We start from the raw sequence: 17,725 nt of genomic DNA on the forward strand, positions 1-17,725 counted from the left end.
TCTAACCCCGCTTCACCACCACTCGCACCTTGCTGACGCGGCCTTTGTCGTCGGCGCAGGAGACGGTGAGCACACCGGGTGTGGGGCGGAAAAAGAGCGTCTCGGTGGGTTCGGCGGTGCGGAAAAGCTGGTTGTTCAAATACCAGTACACTTGTTGCACGTCGTTGGCCGTTTGGCACGTAAGCGCCAGATCAGCCGGGCTTTTGGGGTCGATAAAATAGTCACTGCCTTCGTTGAGGCTCGTAATAAGCGGAGCCACGCCGTTGCCAAACACCCGCGAACAGGCCGGATTATGGGGTGGAATAGCAGCATAGGGCCGGTGGCTTGCGGCATACCAGGCTACTACTTCCGGCGCCAGATTGGGATACAGGCGGGCCACAGGCCGGGTTAATGAGTCCATACCAGCCGGACGGCAATGTGCACAATATGAGATCGTTGCGGCTGGGTTGGTATAGACCTGCGTCTGATGCTGGCAACGGTTGGCCCGTGATACACCCATGATGTAATAGTCGGTGGCCCGGCCCGCGCAGCTATGTTCGGGCACGTCGCCGCTTTCGGGGCAAATTTGCCGGAACCCCAGTTTGCCGTCGGTGGGTGGCCGAAACCAGCCCGTCGGGGCGTTGTAATCGATGGCGTTGAAGAGTTGAAACAGCAGGGGGGTGGCCGTATTGGCTCCGCTCAAATTCGGCACGCCAATACCCGAAAAATTGCCCACCCAAACCCCCACAGTATAGTGCCGGTTGTAGCCTACGCTCCAGGCATCGCGCCGCCCGTAGCTTGTTCCGGTTTTCCAGGCAATGCGCGGCAGGTGGTAGCTATTATCGAAGTTATTGGGCAAATCGGGCCGGGTTATCTGAGTCAATATATTCGTAACAAGGAAGGTGGCCTCGGGCGAAAACAGCTTCTGGGGGCTGGCAAACGCCGTGTAGGATCGCGTCAGTTCTTCCAGCGTGACGCCGCAACCGCCCAGAATCATAGATAAGCCCAGGTCGGGTGCTTGTTTTTGGACAGTCTTAAATCCCGCCTCGCGCAGTTTGGCCACAAAAACGGGCGTCGAGACGTCGCGGAGGAGCTTCACAGCGGGAATATTCAGCGAGTTGGCCAGGGCAAATTCGGCCGTGACAGGGCCGTTGAACTGCCGGTCATAGTTATCTGGTTCATAGCTGCCCGAACCGGCCCCGAAGTTGGTGGGTACGTCGTTGATTTTGGCTTTGGGCGTAATCAGCCCCTGATCAAACGCCAGCGCATACAGCAGTGGCTTCAGCGCCGACCCCGGCGACCGTATCGCCCGTACGCCATCTACCTGCCCCCCATCTACTATGTCGTCAAACGCTGCCGAGCCTACGTAGGCCTCTATGGCACCCGTCTGGTTGTTGATCACCAATACGGCGGCGTTATGAATATTTTGCGTTCTGATGCGGTCAACGTACTGACGCACAAGGCGTTCTGCCGCCGCTTGCACGTTGGCCTGTAGCGTGCTGACAATGATGGGTTCGTCTGGGTGTTCGCTTTGCAGGCGCAGGCTCAGGTGTGGAGCCACGTTGGGTGCGGGGCGGCGGTGGGCATTGAGGGGTTCCAGCAGCGCATTGTCAATGGCCGACTGGCTAAATGTACCTGCTGCCAAAAACCGGTTCAGCCAGGCGTTGCGGGCCGTTACCACGGCGGCGTTGTTCTCGCCCAGCCGCAGGCTCGACGGGCGGTTGGGGATGATAGCCAGCGTGGTAATTTCGGCCAGGCTAAGCAGTTGCGGCAGTTTCCCGAAAAAAAGCAGTGACGCCGACTTAATGCCCTCGATGTTGCCGCCGTAGGGCACCAGATTCAGGTACAATTGCAGGATTTCGTCTTTACTCAGGTGCAGTTCCAGCTGAAGCGCCCGTAGCACCTCCATCACTTTGCTCCCATACGTACGCGGGCGCGGCTCCAGCAACCGTACCACCTGCATGGTGATCGTAGAGGCCCCCGACGTGCGCTTTCCCGACAACAGATTCCGCCCCAACGCCCGCACCATGGCCACGGGATTGATGCCCGGATGCCACCGAAACCAGCGGTCTTCTTTCTGCAAAATCGTTTGCCGCAACGTGGGCGTAATCTCGCTTAGGGTAGCGTACATCCGCCACTTGTCGTCGCGACTCAGAAAAGCGTGGAGCGTGGTGCTGTCGGCGGCCGTTACAATGCTGGAATACGGCACGTTCAGCGGCGGCGGAAACAACCTGTCCAGCAAAAAAAGCCCCAGCAGCACCGCAAGAGCCACTTTAGGCCAGCGATGTGTGCGAATGTAGTTGAGAAAAGGGCTGCTGTTGATCATCCTGAACTTACGCCAGCAGGTCCATAACGGGTTTGCCCAGGCCGTCGGGGGTGGAGTAGAACGGGCGTTTTTCTACGTCGTAATGCAGGTCGGGTGGCAGGCCGAGGGCGTGGTAGATGGTTTGGTGAATGCCGTCGATGCGCACCGGGTTTTCAATGGTTTTGCAGGGGCGTTCGTCGGCGGTTTTGCCGTAAACAAACCCCTTTCTGATGCCACCACCGAACATCAAAATCGAACAGCCGTCAGTGAAGTGGCGGTGCATCCCATAGAATTTCGGTTCTGAGAGGATGTCAGGCTGATTGACCTGCTCCAGCACTTTGGCATCAGGGCGGCCTTCTACCATCATGTCGCGGCTGAATTCACTGGCCAGAATCACCAGCGTCCGGTCGAGGTGGCCGGTTTTGTCGAGGTCTTTGATGAGTTGTGCCACAGGGCCGTCGATCTGTTTTTTCATCAATTCCAGCCTCGTGTGGCCATTTTCGTGGGTGTCCCAGCCCTTGAACGGTTCATATTCGGTGGTGACGCTAATGAACCGCGCACCCTGCTCGGTGAGGCGGCGGGCCAGCAAACAGCCCAGGCCAAACTTGCCGGTGTTGTAGGTGTCGTAGCTAGCTTTAGGTTCGCTACTGAGGTCAAAGGCTTTTGCTTCGGGTGAGTTCAGCAGCCGGTACGCCTGCTCCATCGACCGCTTCAGCGAGGCCTTCTGGTAGTCACTGCCGAACTCGCCAACGGGGCCGTTGCTGATGAGGTCGTTGTAGAGTTGATTCCGCCGCTCGAACCGTTTGCTATCCATACCCACCGGTGGCCGAACACTTTCGAGGCCTTGACTGGGGTCGGGAATAAAAAACGGACCGAACTCATGGCCCAGAAATCCCGCCGTATGAAACGCCTTTAGCTCTTCGGCCTCGCCCACGGTAAATCGCTGCCCAATGTCTACGAAGGCCGGAATAACCGGATTCTTTGGCCCCAACTCTTTGGCGATCCAGGCACCCAGATGTGGCGCGGCCACGGTTTGGGGCGGTTCGTAGCCCGTGTGCCAGTGATACTGGTGGCGCGAATGCAGGATATGCCCCATGTCGGCAGCCATATACGACCGGATCAGCGTACCCTTATCCATTACGTTGCCAATGCGCTGCAACCCGTCAGAAAAATGGATACCGTCGAGTACGGTAGGCGCTGACTTAAAAGTACTTAGCACCCGGTTCCCCTCCATGCCCGTCTCAAACGGCGTGTAGCGTTTGGGGTCGAATGTTTCAGTATGGGCCATGCCGCCTGCCATCCAGAGCAGGATCACGGTGTCGGCGGTGCCGTTGGTTTGGCCCTGCTTTGTAGCCCGGCTACAGCCCGACAACAGGTTCGCCACCGGTGCGCTAGCCGCCAGGGCTGCCAGCGTGGCTGCGCTCGTTTTTTGCAAAAATTCCCGTCGATTCCAGGTCATGTTGCTGGGGATAAAATGGAACACGGATTAAGCAGGAAGTCTGCCTGTTCCGTAGCATAACGTCAATGAAATTTAACGAAAAAAGGACAGGGTATTGACCCTATCCTTTTCGAAAAAGCAATAATATAGCAGCGTGTTACTCTACAAAACCGCTACCGAAACAGCTCATCAAACGTCAGGCTTAAGTAGTAGAGGCCACCGATGCGGGCGAGGCCATATCCCTGCGAATAATATTGGTTCAGCAGATTGGCGGCACCCAGCTTGGCCACCGTTTTCAGGGCGGGCAGTTTGTAGCTAACCTGCGCATCGACGGTGTTCCAGCTGGGGAGCCAGATATCGCCTTGCGTTGTGCCCTGCTCTACCCACATCTGATCGGTCCAGCGGTAGGTAATGTTGGCGCCCAGGCGGTCGGTGATGCGGGGATTGGCCAGCGTGATGTTGTACCGGTTTTCGGGTGAAATAAAGAAGTTACGGCCTAACTGCGCCACGTCGGGGTCGCTCATGCGGCGTTCAATGATGGGGTCGCCCGCTCGGTTGGTGCGCACGTTGCCCTGCGCGTCGCGGAGGGTGATCAGGCCCACCTGTCGGGCGTAATTGCCGCTGACAGTGAAATTCCGCCCCAGTCCATACTCTAACCCCAGGCCCCAGCCGTTCACGAAGATCTCGTTGAAGTTGTTGAAATTCACCTGCAACGTGCGCCGGGTGGCTGTGTTAGTTAGGTTGGCCACGTCACCCGGCGTGAGCAACTGGTAGAACGTCTGGGCGGCAATGAAGTCGGTGTATTTGCTGCGAAACAAGAAAGCATCAACGTACAACTTGTTGCTGATGAGCGTTTTATAGCCGATCTCCCAGGTCGTAATTTTCTCCGTTGTGAAGCGCGTAGGGTCATAGGCCTTGCCCGCCAGCTGAGCAGCCGTAATGCGCCCCGCCTGCAAATCGGCCACGTCGTTGCTTAGGTAGGCGGGGTTGGTCAGCAGGCCCGCCCGTTCGGCCGCCAGCCGCGAACCGCCTACGTCGCCACCCTGCCCAGCCGCCGGTACGGCAAACAACTGCCCCGGCGAGGGGTTCCGAAACGCCGACTGCCACGACCCCCGGAAATTGTGCGGCCCGATGCTAATCACGCCCGACGCGCGGGGGGTAAAGCCACCGTTGAAGTACTCGTTTTTGTCATAGCGAATGGCCACCGTAGGCTTCACCGAAAAGGGTAGTGTGCCAATGGTACCCAGCGAAATCTCCTTGGCCAGTTGCGCATAGGCCCCGTATTCGTTGATCGAATATTCTGATCCGTCGGTGTTGATGGCCACGGCGGTGCCCCCGGTATTCAGGAAATATTGCCGCAGGCTGGCACCCACCAGCAGCTCGGCCACCCGAATCTGCTTTGTGAGGTTATACATGCCCTCATAATGATCCATCCGGGTGTTGTCGCGGAAACGCAGGCCGTTGCGTCCCAGACCGGCCACGGGCTGGTTGTTGAACGTGCTTGTGAGCTGATCGCGCAGTTGGTTAAACCGGTCCGAACCCGGCAAAATCCGACCCTGATTGGCCGCGTCGCGGGCGGCGGCAATGTTGCCCCCGTTAGCCCCAAAAGCCGTGGCAAAGTCGCCCGCCCAGCCCGTGGTGGCTGTTCCTATGGGTTTCCAGACGTTGTTGATGGCGGCAGCCGTTTGGCCAATGTTCCATCCCTCGGCGTTCTGACGGGTCGAATAGGCCCGCACAAAGAAGTTTTCGCCCCTGATTTCGGCCTTAAACTGATTGCGGACGTAGTCAGGGAAATATTCGCGGAAACCGGCCGTGCGGATGAAATTGCCGTTGCCGTAGTACCAGCCCAGTGATGCCTCGATCTTGTTGGTGAGCTTGTAATGCAGCGACACGTTAGCCCGGTTGTTAAACACGTTGCCGTTGTTGCCCAGCACGTCCAGTTCGGTGTAGCCGGTGCGGGTCACCACTTTGTTCTGTAAGGACGGATTGGCAAACGTAGCCGGAAACGTAAACGCACCACCCGCGTTGATGTCATCACCGTATATGTTTACTCCATCATACTGGAGATTGGTGTTGGGGTCGTTGTTGGGGATGTAGGCAATGCCCGTTGCCACGCCGCCCCGGCCAGCGTCGGTAGTCCAGAAAGGACTACGGGCACTGGTCGACCGGTCGTTGTAATCATCGGCAATGAAATCAGTGCCGCTCAGGCGCTGAAAACTCACCTTGAAAGCAAACTTGCCAAAAGCCTTGGCGTAGCGAATGGCCAGATCGGCATAGCCTTTCGGGCCAAAATTGGTCTTGCCCACGTTGTTCATGCCCACCTTCACCTGGGCGCTAAGGCCCTGATAAACAAACGGGTTTTTGCTGGTGGTGAGCATCAGACCCTGTAAGGCGTCGGGACCGTACAGCGCCGACGAGGCCCCCGGAATCAGCTCGATGCTTTCTACGTCGAGATCAGAAATACCCGCTACGTTGCCAAAGCCAAACCCCAGCCCCGGCGACCGGTTGTCCATACCGTCGGTGAGTTGCACGAAGCGGTTGTTGTTGTTGGCCCCAAAGCCCCTGACATTCACCGACTTAAACGTCAAACTCTGGGTGAGCAGGTCCACGCCTTTCAGGTTCTGGAGGGCGTCGAACGGCGTGGCGGCGGGCGAGTTGGCAAACTGCCGGGCACCCAACTTTTCCACCGTCACGGCCGCTTTCCGAATATCCTCCGGCACCCGACTAGCCGACACAACCACGTCTTCGGTGAGGGTCACGGCATCTTCCATCAGCGCAATGGCGACTGGCTGGGTGGGGTCGGTCACGATGATTTCCTGCCTCACAAACCCCACCGACGAAACCACAATAACCAGCGGTGGCCTGCGGTCGGTTTTAAGCGAAAACGTACCATCGGCCCCGGTACTGGCCCCGATGTTGGTGCCTCGTAGCAGCACCGTCACACCCGCCAGGGGTTCGTTTGTTTTCTTATCTGATGCCCGGCCGGTAATCGTTACAGTTTGGGCTTGTGCTGCTGTTGTTACGAAAAACAGGAGCAAGGTTAAGTAGCGTAATGTTTGCATAGGTAATTGATAAAATTTCTGGTAAAGATGCAATAAAAGTGAAAGAGTGAATGGGGAAAGAGTGAAAGAGTGTGGTCCGGCACTCCGGCTGGAGCAAACACTCTTTCACTCTCCGGGACGCCGGACCGTCACCCTTCACTCTTTCACTTAACCTCCCACGTTAACGCTACATAATACAGCCCGCCGATGGTTGGGCCGGCGGCGTACTGGATGTAGCGATTGTTGAAGACGTTGGCCGCGCCGGTCTTGATAGTCAGCGTCGGGCGGGGTACACGCACTGTAATTTGGGCATCGACGGTCTGGTAAGCAGGCACGATGCCGTCGGCGAGGGGACTTTGCCAGAGGAAGCTATCCTGCCAGCGCCATACCACGTTGAACCCCGTCGAAGCCCCGTTGGCCTTGCGCAGGAGTTCGCGGTTACCAATACTAAGGTTAGTCACGAATTTGGGCGTGTTGAAGCCCGTGACGAACACGTCGGGGGGGGCCGCCGCACCGTTGGGGTTCCGGCTGATGTTGTTGTAGTTGGCATTGCCCGAAGCCACAAATTTCCCGACGAAATTGTAGGTCATTCCCAGGGCCGCGCCGTAGCTGGTATAGGTGTTTTTGGCATTGGTATAGACCCGGTAGCGCGTTTGCCTGGCCCGCGTGAGCATGTCGAGTACGGCGGCATCGGTACCCACGGCACCACTGGTAGGCACAGCCACGTCTACCTGACCCAGAAATTTATCGTACTGGTTCAGATATGCCTCCCCGTCTATCACAAGCCGGTTGTTAGCCACTACGCTTTTATAGCCCACTTCAAACGAGTTAATGTGCTCAGGTTCAATGGTATTGAGGTTAGCTACTTTCAGGATAGCCCGATTTTTCAGCGCCGCCGCATTGCGTGAAATCCCCCCCGCCACATCTGTGTTGACGGCGGCGCTGAAGAGGTCGAGGGAAGCGAGTGTGTAGGAGTTGTCGAGGAAACCGAGACCTTCGTTTACCCGCGCCAGGCCACCCACGCGCCGCACCCCGGCGTTATTTACGTAAGAAAGCGCCTCGAACAGGGCCGGAAACCGGTAGCCGTTCTGGTACGTCAGCCGGATGTTGTGTTTCTCGGCAGCGGTATAGACAAACGCCAGCCGGGGGTTCACTTTGGGCGAAAACTCTGGGTTATTATCCACCCGGACGGATGCCGATACTTTCAGTTTGTCAGCCAGCAGCAGCTTTGTGGCTGATACAAACGCGCCATATTTGGTATACAGTTGGTTGTCCCCGCCTGGCGTGGCCCGCTGATCTAGGGGTTTCGAGAAATCGACGAAGTTATTGCCGTCTGGCACCACGGCATACTGCCGGAAATCGGCCCCTACCAGCACATCGGCGAATTTGACTTGCCGCCAATTGTACTGAATATCAGCGTGATAGGTGTGGCTTTGCTGCCAGAGGGCCGCCCCGCCTGTGGCCGGTGCACCCGGAATGACTGAGCCGATGTCCCAGTTATTGACGCCAACGATGGTGGTTGTAAGGGTGTTAAATGCTGCCGTGCCCGGCTCTGCACGACCGGCATCGGCCACGGCGCGGGCGCGGTTCATGGCCGTAGCCAGGTCGGTGCCGTTGTTTACCTGTGCCTGCAATTCTTTCTGGAACTTGCCCGCCCAAGCCGTGTTGGTGCCATTGTTCAGGTCGAGGTTGTAGGCCAGCGGATTTAGGTTGTAGGAGTTACCTGTGTTTTCGGAGAGCACATACACGCGCGCCAGCAAGTCGGGGCTGCGGAGTTCCAGCTTGTGGTTTTGCACCGTCACGCCGTTGAGCTGAATCTTGTTGCCCCGCTGAAAGATGCCATCCATAAGGCCGTAACGATAGCCATAGGTCAGTTCCATTTTTTCGGTAACGCGGTAGTGCACACTCCCGTCGAACTTCAGGTTGCGCACTTGGGGGTTCACCAGATCCTTTTCATAGTAGCCCGTGCGGCTCACGTTGACCGTCTCGGTCTTGCCCTGATATTGAATCGCAATCGCCGACCGTGAACTGCGGTCATCGCCGTAGCGGTTCCACAAATCGGCGGCGGGATTGTTGGCGCCCGATAGCTCCGGAAAACGCGGATTGGCCGACGCCAGCGGCTGCGGATTCTGATCAGTTTGGGTGTTAGCCAGCCAGTCGGTGCCTTGTAAATAGCTGATATTGAGCTTGAACGCCCACTTATTGTTAAACGCTCTGGCAATCCGCACCGCCGATTCAGTCAACATAGACGGGTTCCGGTCGATGCCGTCGACGTGGTTCACGCCCGTTTTTTGATATAAACTCACGCCCTGGTACTGAAACGGCGACTTGGTTTGCAGGTTAGCGAGGCCGTTAATGGCGTTCATGCCGTAGAGTGCCGAAGCCGCCCCTGGCGTGATTTCTACGCTCTCAATGTCTAGTTCCGTTGGCCCGATGGCGTTACCCAGCGGTACACCCAGCGTAGCCGCCTGCATATCGACCCCATCTACGAGCTGCATAAACCGGAAGTTGTTGGGGATATTGAACCCGCGGGTATTGGGCACCTTAAAGGTCAGACTGGAGGTGGTCATCTGCACTCCTTTCACGTTTTCCAGGGCATCGTAGAAACTGGGTGCGGGGCTTTCTTTCAGCACCCGCAGGTTCAGTTTCTCCACCGCCACCGGCGACTTCAGGATGTCTTCCTCCACCCGCGAGGCCGTCACGACCACTTCTTTGCCCAAAATAGCCTCGGTACTCAGCGACACCGCAATGGGTTGCCCCGCGCCCGCCGTGCCCGGACGTTCCAGCACAATCTCTTTGGCGGCATAGCCGATAATCTGGAACGTAAGCGTAATGGGAAACTTAACCCGCGTTTTCAGGGCAAACTCCCCCGCTTCGTTGGTGGTGGTGCCTGCTACGGTGCCTTTGATGCGTATGCCCGCGCCTGGAAGTGGCAACTTGGTCTCGTAATCATCTACCCGCCCCGACAGCAGAACCAGGTCGTCCTGCGCATAGGCGATGGAAGCCATAAACAGGGTACTAGTAAACAGTAACTGTTTAACAATGAGTAGGTTATTCTTCATTTGATTGAGTACAATATCGCCTTTCGTTAACTACTCCCTATTCCAGATAGACTATTAGTACTTATAATCTATTGATTTAATAGAGTTTACAAATAAAGGATATGCTTATTCAATCGTCCAAACGAAGTGATGGATTAAGGGGTAAAAAGGCCAGAAATCCCTAGAGAGTGAAATAAAATCGCGGAATCCGACTAAAAATAAATGAGGATGCCCCTACATCGAATAGGAACATCCTCGTCCATAAAAAACGCTGGCTTATTAAGCTGCTCGTGAGCTAACTGGCTTTCGCAACGTACCCGGCCGCACCGAACGGGGTTGATTAGCCTCTTCAACGGCCTCAGCCGATACCGCGCCCATGTGTTCGGCCCGCTTCAGCACATAGTCGAAGGGGAGGTTGAAATAGGTAGACACCTCACTGCGGAACGAGTCGGGGAAGCGGGAGAGTTTAATGCCAAAGAATTTTTTCATCTCGGCTTCGGGCAGGAGCGAGGCCAAGGCGATGCGTTCGGCTTCGGCCAATAATTCGCGGCGGTTGGGGTAGAGGTACTCTAGTCCGATAGAGGCCGCCAGGATATTCAGAAACAGGTTTTTATACATACCCGACAGTTCGGCGGGCATAATAATCCAACCTTGCTCTCGAAATTTGGCCGAGAAGCCCGTCAGGCCCGGCGTGCCGCGCAACTCACCCGCAATCAGTTCGGCGGGAAAACGCAGCCGACTTTCACCTGCCGACAGCTCATCTTTTTGCAGCCTGTAGACTACGGCATCTACCGGGCTTTTCTGAAACAGCAGGTCAGCAGGTAATACGCGCGCGCTCTCCCACTGATCAGTCATGCGTACGAACAGAGCCTCATTATGGGGCAGGTTTTCGGCGTTGCCGAGGCTCACAAGCATCTGGCGGAAATTGGCCAGAAAATCAATCTGAAGTTGACCGGGAAGCTGTTTGGTACGGGCCATAAGCGCGAAAAAAGCCGGGTCTTGCCGGCGTTCATTAGTGTTGTTAGTATACTGATGTAACATAGTAAAGTTACCCCCCAGTTCCGACTTTTGCAAGTGATTGATGACCGCCAAAAGCGACTGGTAATCAGCAGGCTATCTTGCCTGTATCCGTGCTGCCAAAGGTATTGTGGCCCTTGCAGCGTAGACATAGACAGGACGGCCTGCTTTGTTTAAGTTTGTCCCGAAAATGATGAACAAATGATGCAAACAGGTCGTTGACAAAACAGGTACCATATATGTCTCAAATGGCCCTGAAAACGGGTTTTTTGTCCTTGTTTGCGCAGGCATTGGCCTGTACTTTTGCGGGGTCTTTCGGGCGTTGACAGTCATCGTTTAGAGGGGCTTAATTTGGTGTTTTTCAACTGTATATCTGCTTAATAACCTATGTCTTGGGTAACCCAAACGTTGGCCAGTTCGCTTGGACGAAAAGTGATCATGTCGCTGACGGGCCTGTTTCTGTGTACGTTTCTAATTGTACACGTGGCAGGTAATCTGCAATTGTTTAAGGCTGACGGTGGCCGGGCGTTCAACGAGTACAGCTTCTTCATGACCCACAACCCGGTGATCATGACGGTGTCGTATCTGCTCTACACGTCTATTGTTGTTCACGCCATTATGGCGCTGCTGCTAACTCGCCACAATCAGGCTTCGCGCCCGGTAAAGTATGCGTATGCTCGCCCGGAGGCCAACAGCCCCTGGTCGTCGCGCAACATGGGTATTCTGGGTACGGTGCTCCTGATTTTCATTGTCATCCACATGCGTACGTTCTGGTACACCATGCACTTCGGCCCCATCCCCATGGCCGAATATGACGGCAAGGAGTACAAAGACCTCTACAAAATTGTGCTGGAGGCCTTCTCAAACTGGTGGTATGTGTTGTTTTACGTGATTGCCATGGCCGCACTGAGCTATCACCTCGTGCACGGTTTCAAAAGTGGTTTTCAAACGCTGGGGCTGCGCCACAAGAAGTACACGCCCCTGATCGAATTTTTGGGAGTTTGGGTTTTTTCTATATTGATTCCGGCCCTCTTTGCAGCCATGCCGGTTTATTTTTTCCTTAAACACGTAGGTGTCATCGGATAAGTAGCTTTCCTAACAACGAGCGTCTATGAACTTAGAGTCAAAAATTCCGGAAGGACCGTTAGCCGAAAAATGGGCGCGGCACAAGTTCGGCTTGAAGCTGGTAAACCCGGCCAACAAGCGGAAGTATGAAGTAATTGTGGTTGGTACTGGTCTGGCGGGCGCCTCGGCGGCCGCCTCGCTGGCCGAACTGGGCTACACCGTGAAGGCTTTTTGCTTTCAGGATAGCCCCCGCCGGGCGCACAGCATTGCGGCCCAGGGTGGTATCAACGCCGCCAAAAACTACCAGAACGACGGGGACTCTGTTTTCCGGTTATTCTACGATACCATCAAAGGTGGCGACTACCGCGCCCGCGAAGGCAACGTATACCGTCTGGCCGAAGTAAGCGTCAACATCATTGACCAGTGCGTGGCGCAGGGCGTACCTTTTGCCCGTGAGTATGGCGGGCTGCTGGCCAACCGTTCATTTGGCGGGGCGCAGGTGAGCCGTACATTCTACGCGCGGGGCCAAACTGGTCAGCAACTGCTGCTGGGTGCCTATTCAGCCCTGAGTCGGCAGATTGCCAACGGCAAAGTGAAGATGTTCCCCCGCACCGAAATGCTCGACGTGGTAGTGGAAGGCGGAAAAGCCCGCGGCATTATTACGCGTAACCTGGTAACGGGTAAGATCGAGTCGCACTCGGCGCACGCAGTGCTGCTGTGTACGGGTGGCTACGGCAACGTGTTCTACCTGAGCACCAACGCTATGGGGTCGAACGTGACGGCGGCGTGGCGGGCGCACAAGAAAGGCGCGCTGATGGCCAACCCCTGCTTCACGCAGATTCACCCTACCTGTATTCCGGTGAAAGGCAAGTACCAGTCGAAGCTGACGCTGATGTCGGAATCACTGCGGAACGACGGACGGGTGTGGGCACCAAAGACCAAAGAAGATGCCGAGAAAATTCGGAAGGGGCAGTTAAAAGCAACTGACCTGAAAGAAGAAGACCGCGACTATTTCCTGGAGCGCCGTTATCCGGCTTTTGGTAACCTGGTACCCCGCGACGTGGCCTCCCGAAATGCCAAATACGTTTGCGACGAAGGTCGTGGCGTGGCCGCTACCGGCCTGGCTGTCTACCTCGATTTTGCCGATGCCATCAAGCGCGACGGTCGTACCACGATTGAAGCCAAGTATGGTAACCTATTCGAGATGTACGAAAAAATCGTCGACGACAACCCGTACGAAACGCCGATGATGATCTACCCCGCCGTGCACTACACAATGGGCGGTCTTTGGGTCGATTATAATTTAATGACTTCTATTCCAGGGCTTTACGCATTGGGTGAAGCCAACTTCTCTGACCACGGTGCTAACCGCCTGGGTGCTTCGGCGCTCATGCAGGGCCTAGCCGACGGCTATTTTGTGGTGCCCTACACCCTGGGCGATTACCTGGCCACCATTGGTCACGCCGACAAGGTACCTGCTGAAGCACCCGCTTTTAAAGAAGCTGAGCAGAATGTGAAGCACATGATCGACCGGCTGATTAGCGCCAAAGGTGAACGCACTCCGGAAGAATTGCACCGCGAACTGGGCCACATCATGTGGGACTACTGCGGCATGTCGCGCTCGGCCGAAGGGTTGAAAAAAGCCAAGGGTATGATCCAGGACCTGAAAAAAGAGTTCTGGACCAATATGCGCGTGGTGGGTGACGCCGAAGAAATGAACCAGGCCCTGGAGCAGGCCGGCCGCGTGGCTGACTTTATCGAACTGGGCGAACTGATGGTCGACGATGCGCTGGCGCGGGAGGAATCATGCGGCGGGCACTTCCGCGAAGAGTACCAAACCGAAGACGGTGAGGCCCTCCGCGACGATGCCAACTTTGCCTACGTGGCGGCTTGGGAATACAAAGGTGAAAACCAGCCCGAAGTGTTGCACAAAGAAGACCTGATCTTCGAAAACGTGAAACTGACGCAACGGAGCTACAAATAAACTAGATGTTGGATACTGGACATTGGATGTTGGATCCGTTCAACAGTCCAACATCTAGCATCTAACGTCCAGCATCCATTTCAAAAATGAAAATCAATCTCAAAGTCTGGAGACAGAAAAACGGGAATGCGGCGGGCAAACTCGTTGACTATAAGTTAGATAACATCTCGCCCGACATGTCGTTTCTGGAAATGTTCGACGTGCTGAATGATGAACTAATGCACAAAGGCGACGAGCCGGTGGCGTTTGACCATGACTGCCGCGAGGGTATCTGCGGCATGTGCTCGATGTACATCAACGGCCGGGCGCATGGGCCGCAGACGGGTGCCACCACTTGCCAATTGCATATGCGGAGCTTCGCCGATGGCGACACCGTTATTGTGGAACCCTGGCGGGCAAGGGCTTTTCCCGTCATTAAAGACCTTATGGTCGACCGGTCGGCGTTTGACCGGGTGGTGCAGTCGGGTGGTTTTGTATCGGTCAATACCGGTTCGGCTCGCGATGCCAACGAGACACCAATTCCCCGCACCATTGCCGATGAGGCTATGGATGCCGCTCAGTGTATTGGCTGCGGTGCCTGCGTAGCCGCCTGCAAAAACGCGTCGGCTATGTTGTTTGTGGCAGCGAAAGTGTCTCACCTGGCTGTATTGCCACAAGGACAGGCCGAGTCGAGCATTCGGGCCGAGCGTATGGTGGCGCAGATGGACGCCGAGGGTTTTGGTGCGTGTTCCTTCACGGGGGCTTGCTCGGTAGAATGCCCCAAGTCGATTTCGCTAGATCATATTGCGCGTCTCAACCGCGAATACCTCGGTGCTAAAATCACATCTGAAGCTGTCTGATTGATTAGCGGAACACTGCTCAGCTATCAATTCAACGCTACAGTTTACAGTATCTTGTGCATGAAAAAACCTCCTGTCTTTAAAGCAGGAGGTTTTTTCATGCCTGTTCAAAAACGGCTGAGTGGAAATACTGACGACAGCACCTAATTTGGGGCATGAAACCCACCTTATTTCTGCTCGTTGTCTGTGGTTTAACCGCAGTTACTGCATCTGCCCAAACGTTTCCTATCGACAGCCTGCCAAAGCAGGGAGTTGTTCCTGATAAAGGCTGGCGCTGGCATGCTGGCGATAACCCCACCTGGGCTTCTCCAGCAATAGATGATGCACGTTGGGATACCATATCGAGCTATCCTACTATAGATCAGTTGCCTAGTTTCAGAAAAACAGGTATCGGCTGGCTCCGGTTAACGGTTGACCTTGATTCGTCCGTTACTGCACAGTCACTGTCTATTCGCATTGCGCAGATTGGGGCTTCGGAAGTATATCTGGATGGAAAACTGTTGCGGGCCTATGGCCGAATGGACAGGGCAGGCAGGGTAATCGAGGCCGCCACGGCCCCACAGGGTGACTACGAAGTGCTGCCCCTGTTGCGTCCCGGTATACATGTATTGGCCGTTCGGCTGGCTCACCGGCCCGTGCCTTGGTATGAACCCAACCGGCTCGATAAAGTAAATGGTGCGTTTGGGCTGCGGCTTGCGCCAACAAAAGGTATTACCCGCCGCGTAGTGCTTCGCACGTTTTGGGATGCCGCCGGGGCTTATTGGCTGGCCGGGTTTTTCCTGGCGCTGGGGGTGGTTCATGCCCTCTATTTTATGTATCGCCGAAAACGAATCAGCCTCATTTTTGGGCTAACGATGGTATTTGGCGCGGTGTATTTTATTGCCGAGAATGCCATCAAATACACCAGCAGCCTTGTGCAGATAGCCTGGCTGGGCTTCTTCAGCCTGCTCTCGTTCACGCTCTACTTCTGTTGCCTGCTGCTTACCTACTACGCCTATTTGCAGCGACGTACGGGCATAGTGTTCTGGATAACATCTCTGCTCATGCTGGTAAACGTCATCCTGAGTAACTATACTGGCGCTATGTTTGTCAACTATTTGTTTTCATTTGGGATCACGATGTTGCTAACCCAGGGTATGTTCCTGAGCGTGAGGGCCATCAAAGCGAAGTCGGCCGACGGGTGGATCGTTATGGGAAGTTTGATTTCCCTGATCGTGATGCTGACAAGCCAACTCATTGTCAATTATGTATTCGCAGAGCCGCTAGCTCCTTACGCCGCGACCATAAACGAAACGATTAACGCCCTGTTTTTCATTACCGTACCCCTCACGCTGGCCTTATTGCTGGCTCGCGAAAATGCGCAGACCAATGCCGCACTGACTCACAATCTGGCCGAAGTAAAGCAACTTTCGGAAGAGAAAGAGGCCATCCTGACGCAGCAAAAGGCATTTTTGGAAGAACAGGTAGCCGCACGTACTGCCGAACTGAGCCAATCATTAGCCGAACTACGGGCCACGCAGCAGCAACTGGTGCAACGCGAAAAGATGGCCTCGCTGGGTGAACTAACGGCGGGCATTGCCCACGAGATTCAGAACCCGCTCAACTTCGTCAATAACTTCACCGAAGTAAGCACAGAACTGGTGGAGGAGATGCAGGAGGAAAAACGAAAGCCAGCTGCCAAACGGGACGAAGCCTTGGAAACCGAACTGCTGGGCGACCTGACCCAGAACCTGAGCAAGATCAGCCTGCACGGAAAGCGGGCATCCAGCATTGTCCGTGGCATGTTAGAACACAGCCGTAACACCAGCGGCCAACATGAACCCACCAACCTGAATGCACTGGCCGACGAATACCTGCGGCTTAGCTATCACGGACTAAGAGCCAAGGACAAGCTGTTTAATGCCAGACTGTTAACTGATTTTGATCTACATATGCCGCCCGTTTCGGTGGTGAGCCAGGATCTGGGCCGGGTGCTGCTAAACTTGTTCAACAACGCCTTCTACGCTGTTCAACAACGCGCTACTTTAGCCCTGGCAGGGTATGAGCCAACGGTTTCGGTACAGACGAAAACAGCAGGTAATATCGTTGAAATACGAGTAACTGACAACGGCACAGGAATACCAGCAGGAACGCTGGGCAAGATTTTTCAGCCCTTTTTTACTACCAAACCCGCTGGCCAGGGTACCGGTCTGGGTCTGAGCCTCAGCTACGACATCATCACCAAAGGCCACGGTGGTAATCTCCGCGCGGAATCGGTAGAGGGCGAAGGCACCACGTTTGTAATCAACCTGCCCCTGGTCAGCTAGTGCTTGGTTTTAACGGTGGAGGCTAACGACGATAAGGCCGCCTCTGTAGAGCTGGTGCGGCCTTTGCTGTCGCGGGTGCCCGTGTCGGTCAGCTTTTCTTCGGTGTCGCGGATAGCTTCTTCTACAGAGTGTGATTTTAGTAGGTCGCTGGCTTGCCGGGTCAGTTCGGCCATGGCATTGTAGTGTTCGCAAAGTACTTGTAATTCCTGCTCCGATAAATTTTCGACCGAAACCAGCCGGTTACTCGCTCCTTTGGTGGCGGCGATCAACTCGTTGAGCTTCAGCTGCACGGCCAATGACTCTTTGTTTTGTGCTTTCTGAATCACAAAAACCATTAGAAACGTGATGATGGTGGTGCCTGTATTGATGACCAACTGCCAGGTTTCAGAGTAATGAAAGATTGGCCCGGTAGCTGCCCAAACAAGCACAACCAGCATAGCCAGGATAAAAGCCGTTGAACTGCCCGTGATACGCGTAATGTATAGCGCGAAGTGGTCGAACCGTTCAGCCCAATTTTTCTCTGGTGCCGGTTCATTACATGTTGTCAGATCTTCCATTGTTATTGTTGAGTGAACGAGTTCAACCTATAACAGCGAAAGGCTGTCCAGACGGTTATTTTATTAGTTAAAGACAGCTTAAAAATAGAAAAGGCATAAAAAAGGGGGCTTAAAGTCCCCTAGGTAAGAAAAAATAAGTTTATCGACTACCCC

At 55.1% G+C, this 17,725-nt stretch carries 10 protein-coding genes; 4 read left to right on the forward strand and 6 right to left on the reverse strand.

Translation table 11 applies throughout. The annotated features are described in order from the left end of the window. Window position 1: 1 nt before the first annotated feature. The 5 genes from pbpC to J2I48_RS07990 form a co-directional block, all read right to left on the reverse strand. Window positions 2–2,305 (reverse strand): penicillin-binding protein 1C, encoded by a 2,304-nt coding sequence (gene pbpC, locus J2I48_RS07970; protein ID WP_207334894.1) that lies wholly within the window; start codon window positions 2,303–2,305, stop codon window positions 2–4. 7 nt (window positions 2,306–2,312) lie between these two features. After that, window positions 2,313–3,743, reverse strand: a complete 1,431-nt coding sequence (locus J2I48_RS07975) for a DUF1501 domain-containing protein (RefSeq protein WP_207334895.1) — start codon at window positions 3,741–3,743, stop codon at window positions 2,313–2,315. Window positions 3,744–3,895: 152 nt separating this feature from the next. Further along, window positions 3,896–6,784 (reverse strand): TonB-dependent receptor, encoded by a 2,889-nt coding sequence (locus tag J2I48_RS07980; protein WP_207334896.1) that lies wholly within the window; start codon window positions 6,782–6,784, stop codon window positions 3,896–3,898. Window positions 6,785–6,927: 143 nt separating this feature from the next. After that, the gene (locus tag J2I48_RS07985; protein WP_229375952.1) at window positions 6,928–9,825 is read right to left on the reverse strand and encodes a TonB-dependent receptor; all 2,898 of its coding nucleotides are present in this window, start codon (window positions 9,823–9,825) and stop codon (window positions 6,928–6,930) included. A 258-nt stretch (window positions 9,826–10,083) separates the two neighbouring features. After that, window positions 10,084–10,782, reverse strand: a complete 699-nt coding sequence (locus tag J2I48_RS07990) for a hypothetical protein (RefSeq protein ID WP_207335130.1) — start codon at window positions 10,780–10,782, stop codon at window positions 10,084–10,086. 426 nt (window positions 10,783–11,208) lie between these two features. Here J2I48_RS07990 and J2I48_RS07995 point away from each other — a divergent pair, with 426 nt between their 5' ends. The 4 genes from J2I48_RS07995 (at window position 11,209) to J2I48_RS08010 (ending at window position 17,015) form a co-directional block, all read left to right on the forward strand. Continuing rightward, a complete protein-coding gene (locus J2I48_RS07995; protein WP_207334897.1) occupies window positions 11,209–11,907 on the forward strand; it encodes a succinate dehydrogenase cytochrome b subunit in 699 nt (232 codons plus the stop codon). Between the two features lie 25 nt (window positions 11,908–11,932). Further along, on the forward strand, window positions 11,933–13,870 hold the full coding sequence (locus J2I48_RS08000) for a fumarate reductase/succinate dehydrogenase flavoprotein subunit (protein ID WP_207334898.1): 1,938 nt from the start codon (window positions 11,933–11,935) through the stop codon (window positions 13,868–13,870). Between the two features lie 86 nt (window positions 13,871–13,956). Then, window positions 13,957–14,709 carry a succinate dehydrogenase/fumarate reductase iron-sulfur subunit gene (locus J2I48_RS08005; RefSeq protein WP_207334899.1) on the forward strand — a complete coding sequence of 251 codons (753 nt, stop codon included), beginning with the start codon at window positions 13,957–13,959 and terminating at the stop codon, window positions 14,707–14,709. 155 nt (window positions 14,710–14,864) lie between these two features. Continuing rightward, complete coding sequence (locus tag J2I48_RS08010; RefSeq protein ID WP_207334900.1) at window positions 14,865–17,015, forward strand: ATP-binding protein; 2,151 nt, start codon at window positions 14,865–14,867, stop codon at window positions 17,013–17,015. On the opposite strand, the gene J2I48_RS08015 is transcribed toward J2I48_RS08010, so the two are convergent. Then, on the reverse strand, window positions 17,012–17,572 hold the full coding sequence (locus tag J2I48_RS08015) for a low affinity iron permease family protein (protein WP_207334901.1): 561 nt from the start codon (window positions 17,570–17,572) through the stop codon (window positions 17,012–17,014). The genes J2I48_RS08010 and J2I48_RS08015 overlap by 4 nt on opposite strands. Window positions 17,573–17,725 lie beyond the last annotated feature (153 nt).

Origin of the sequence: Fibrella aquatilis (assembly GCF_017353255.1) — a bacterium.
In the GTDB taxonomy this organism is placed as follows: Bacteria; Bacteroidota; Bacteroidia; order Cytophagales; family Spirosomataceae; genus Fibrella; species Fibrella aquatilis.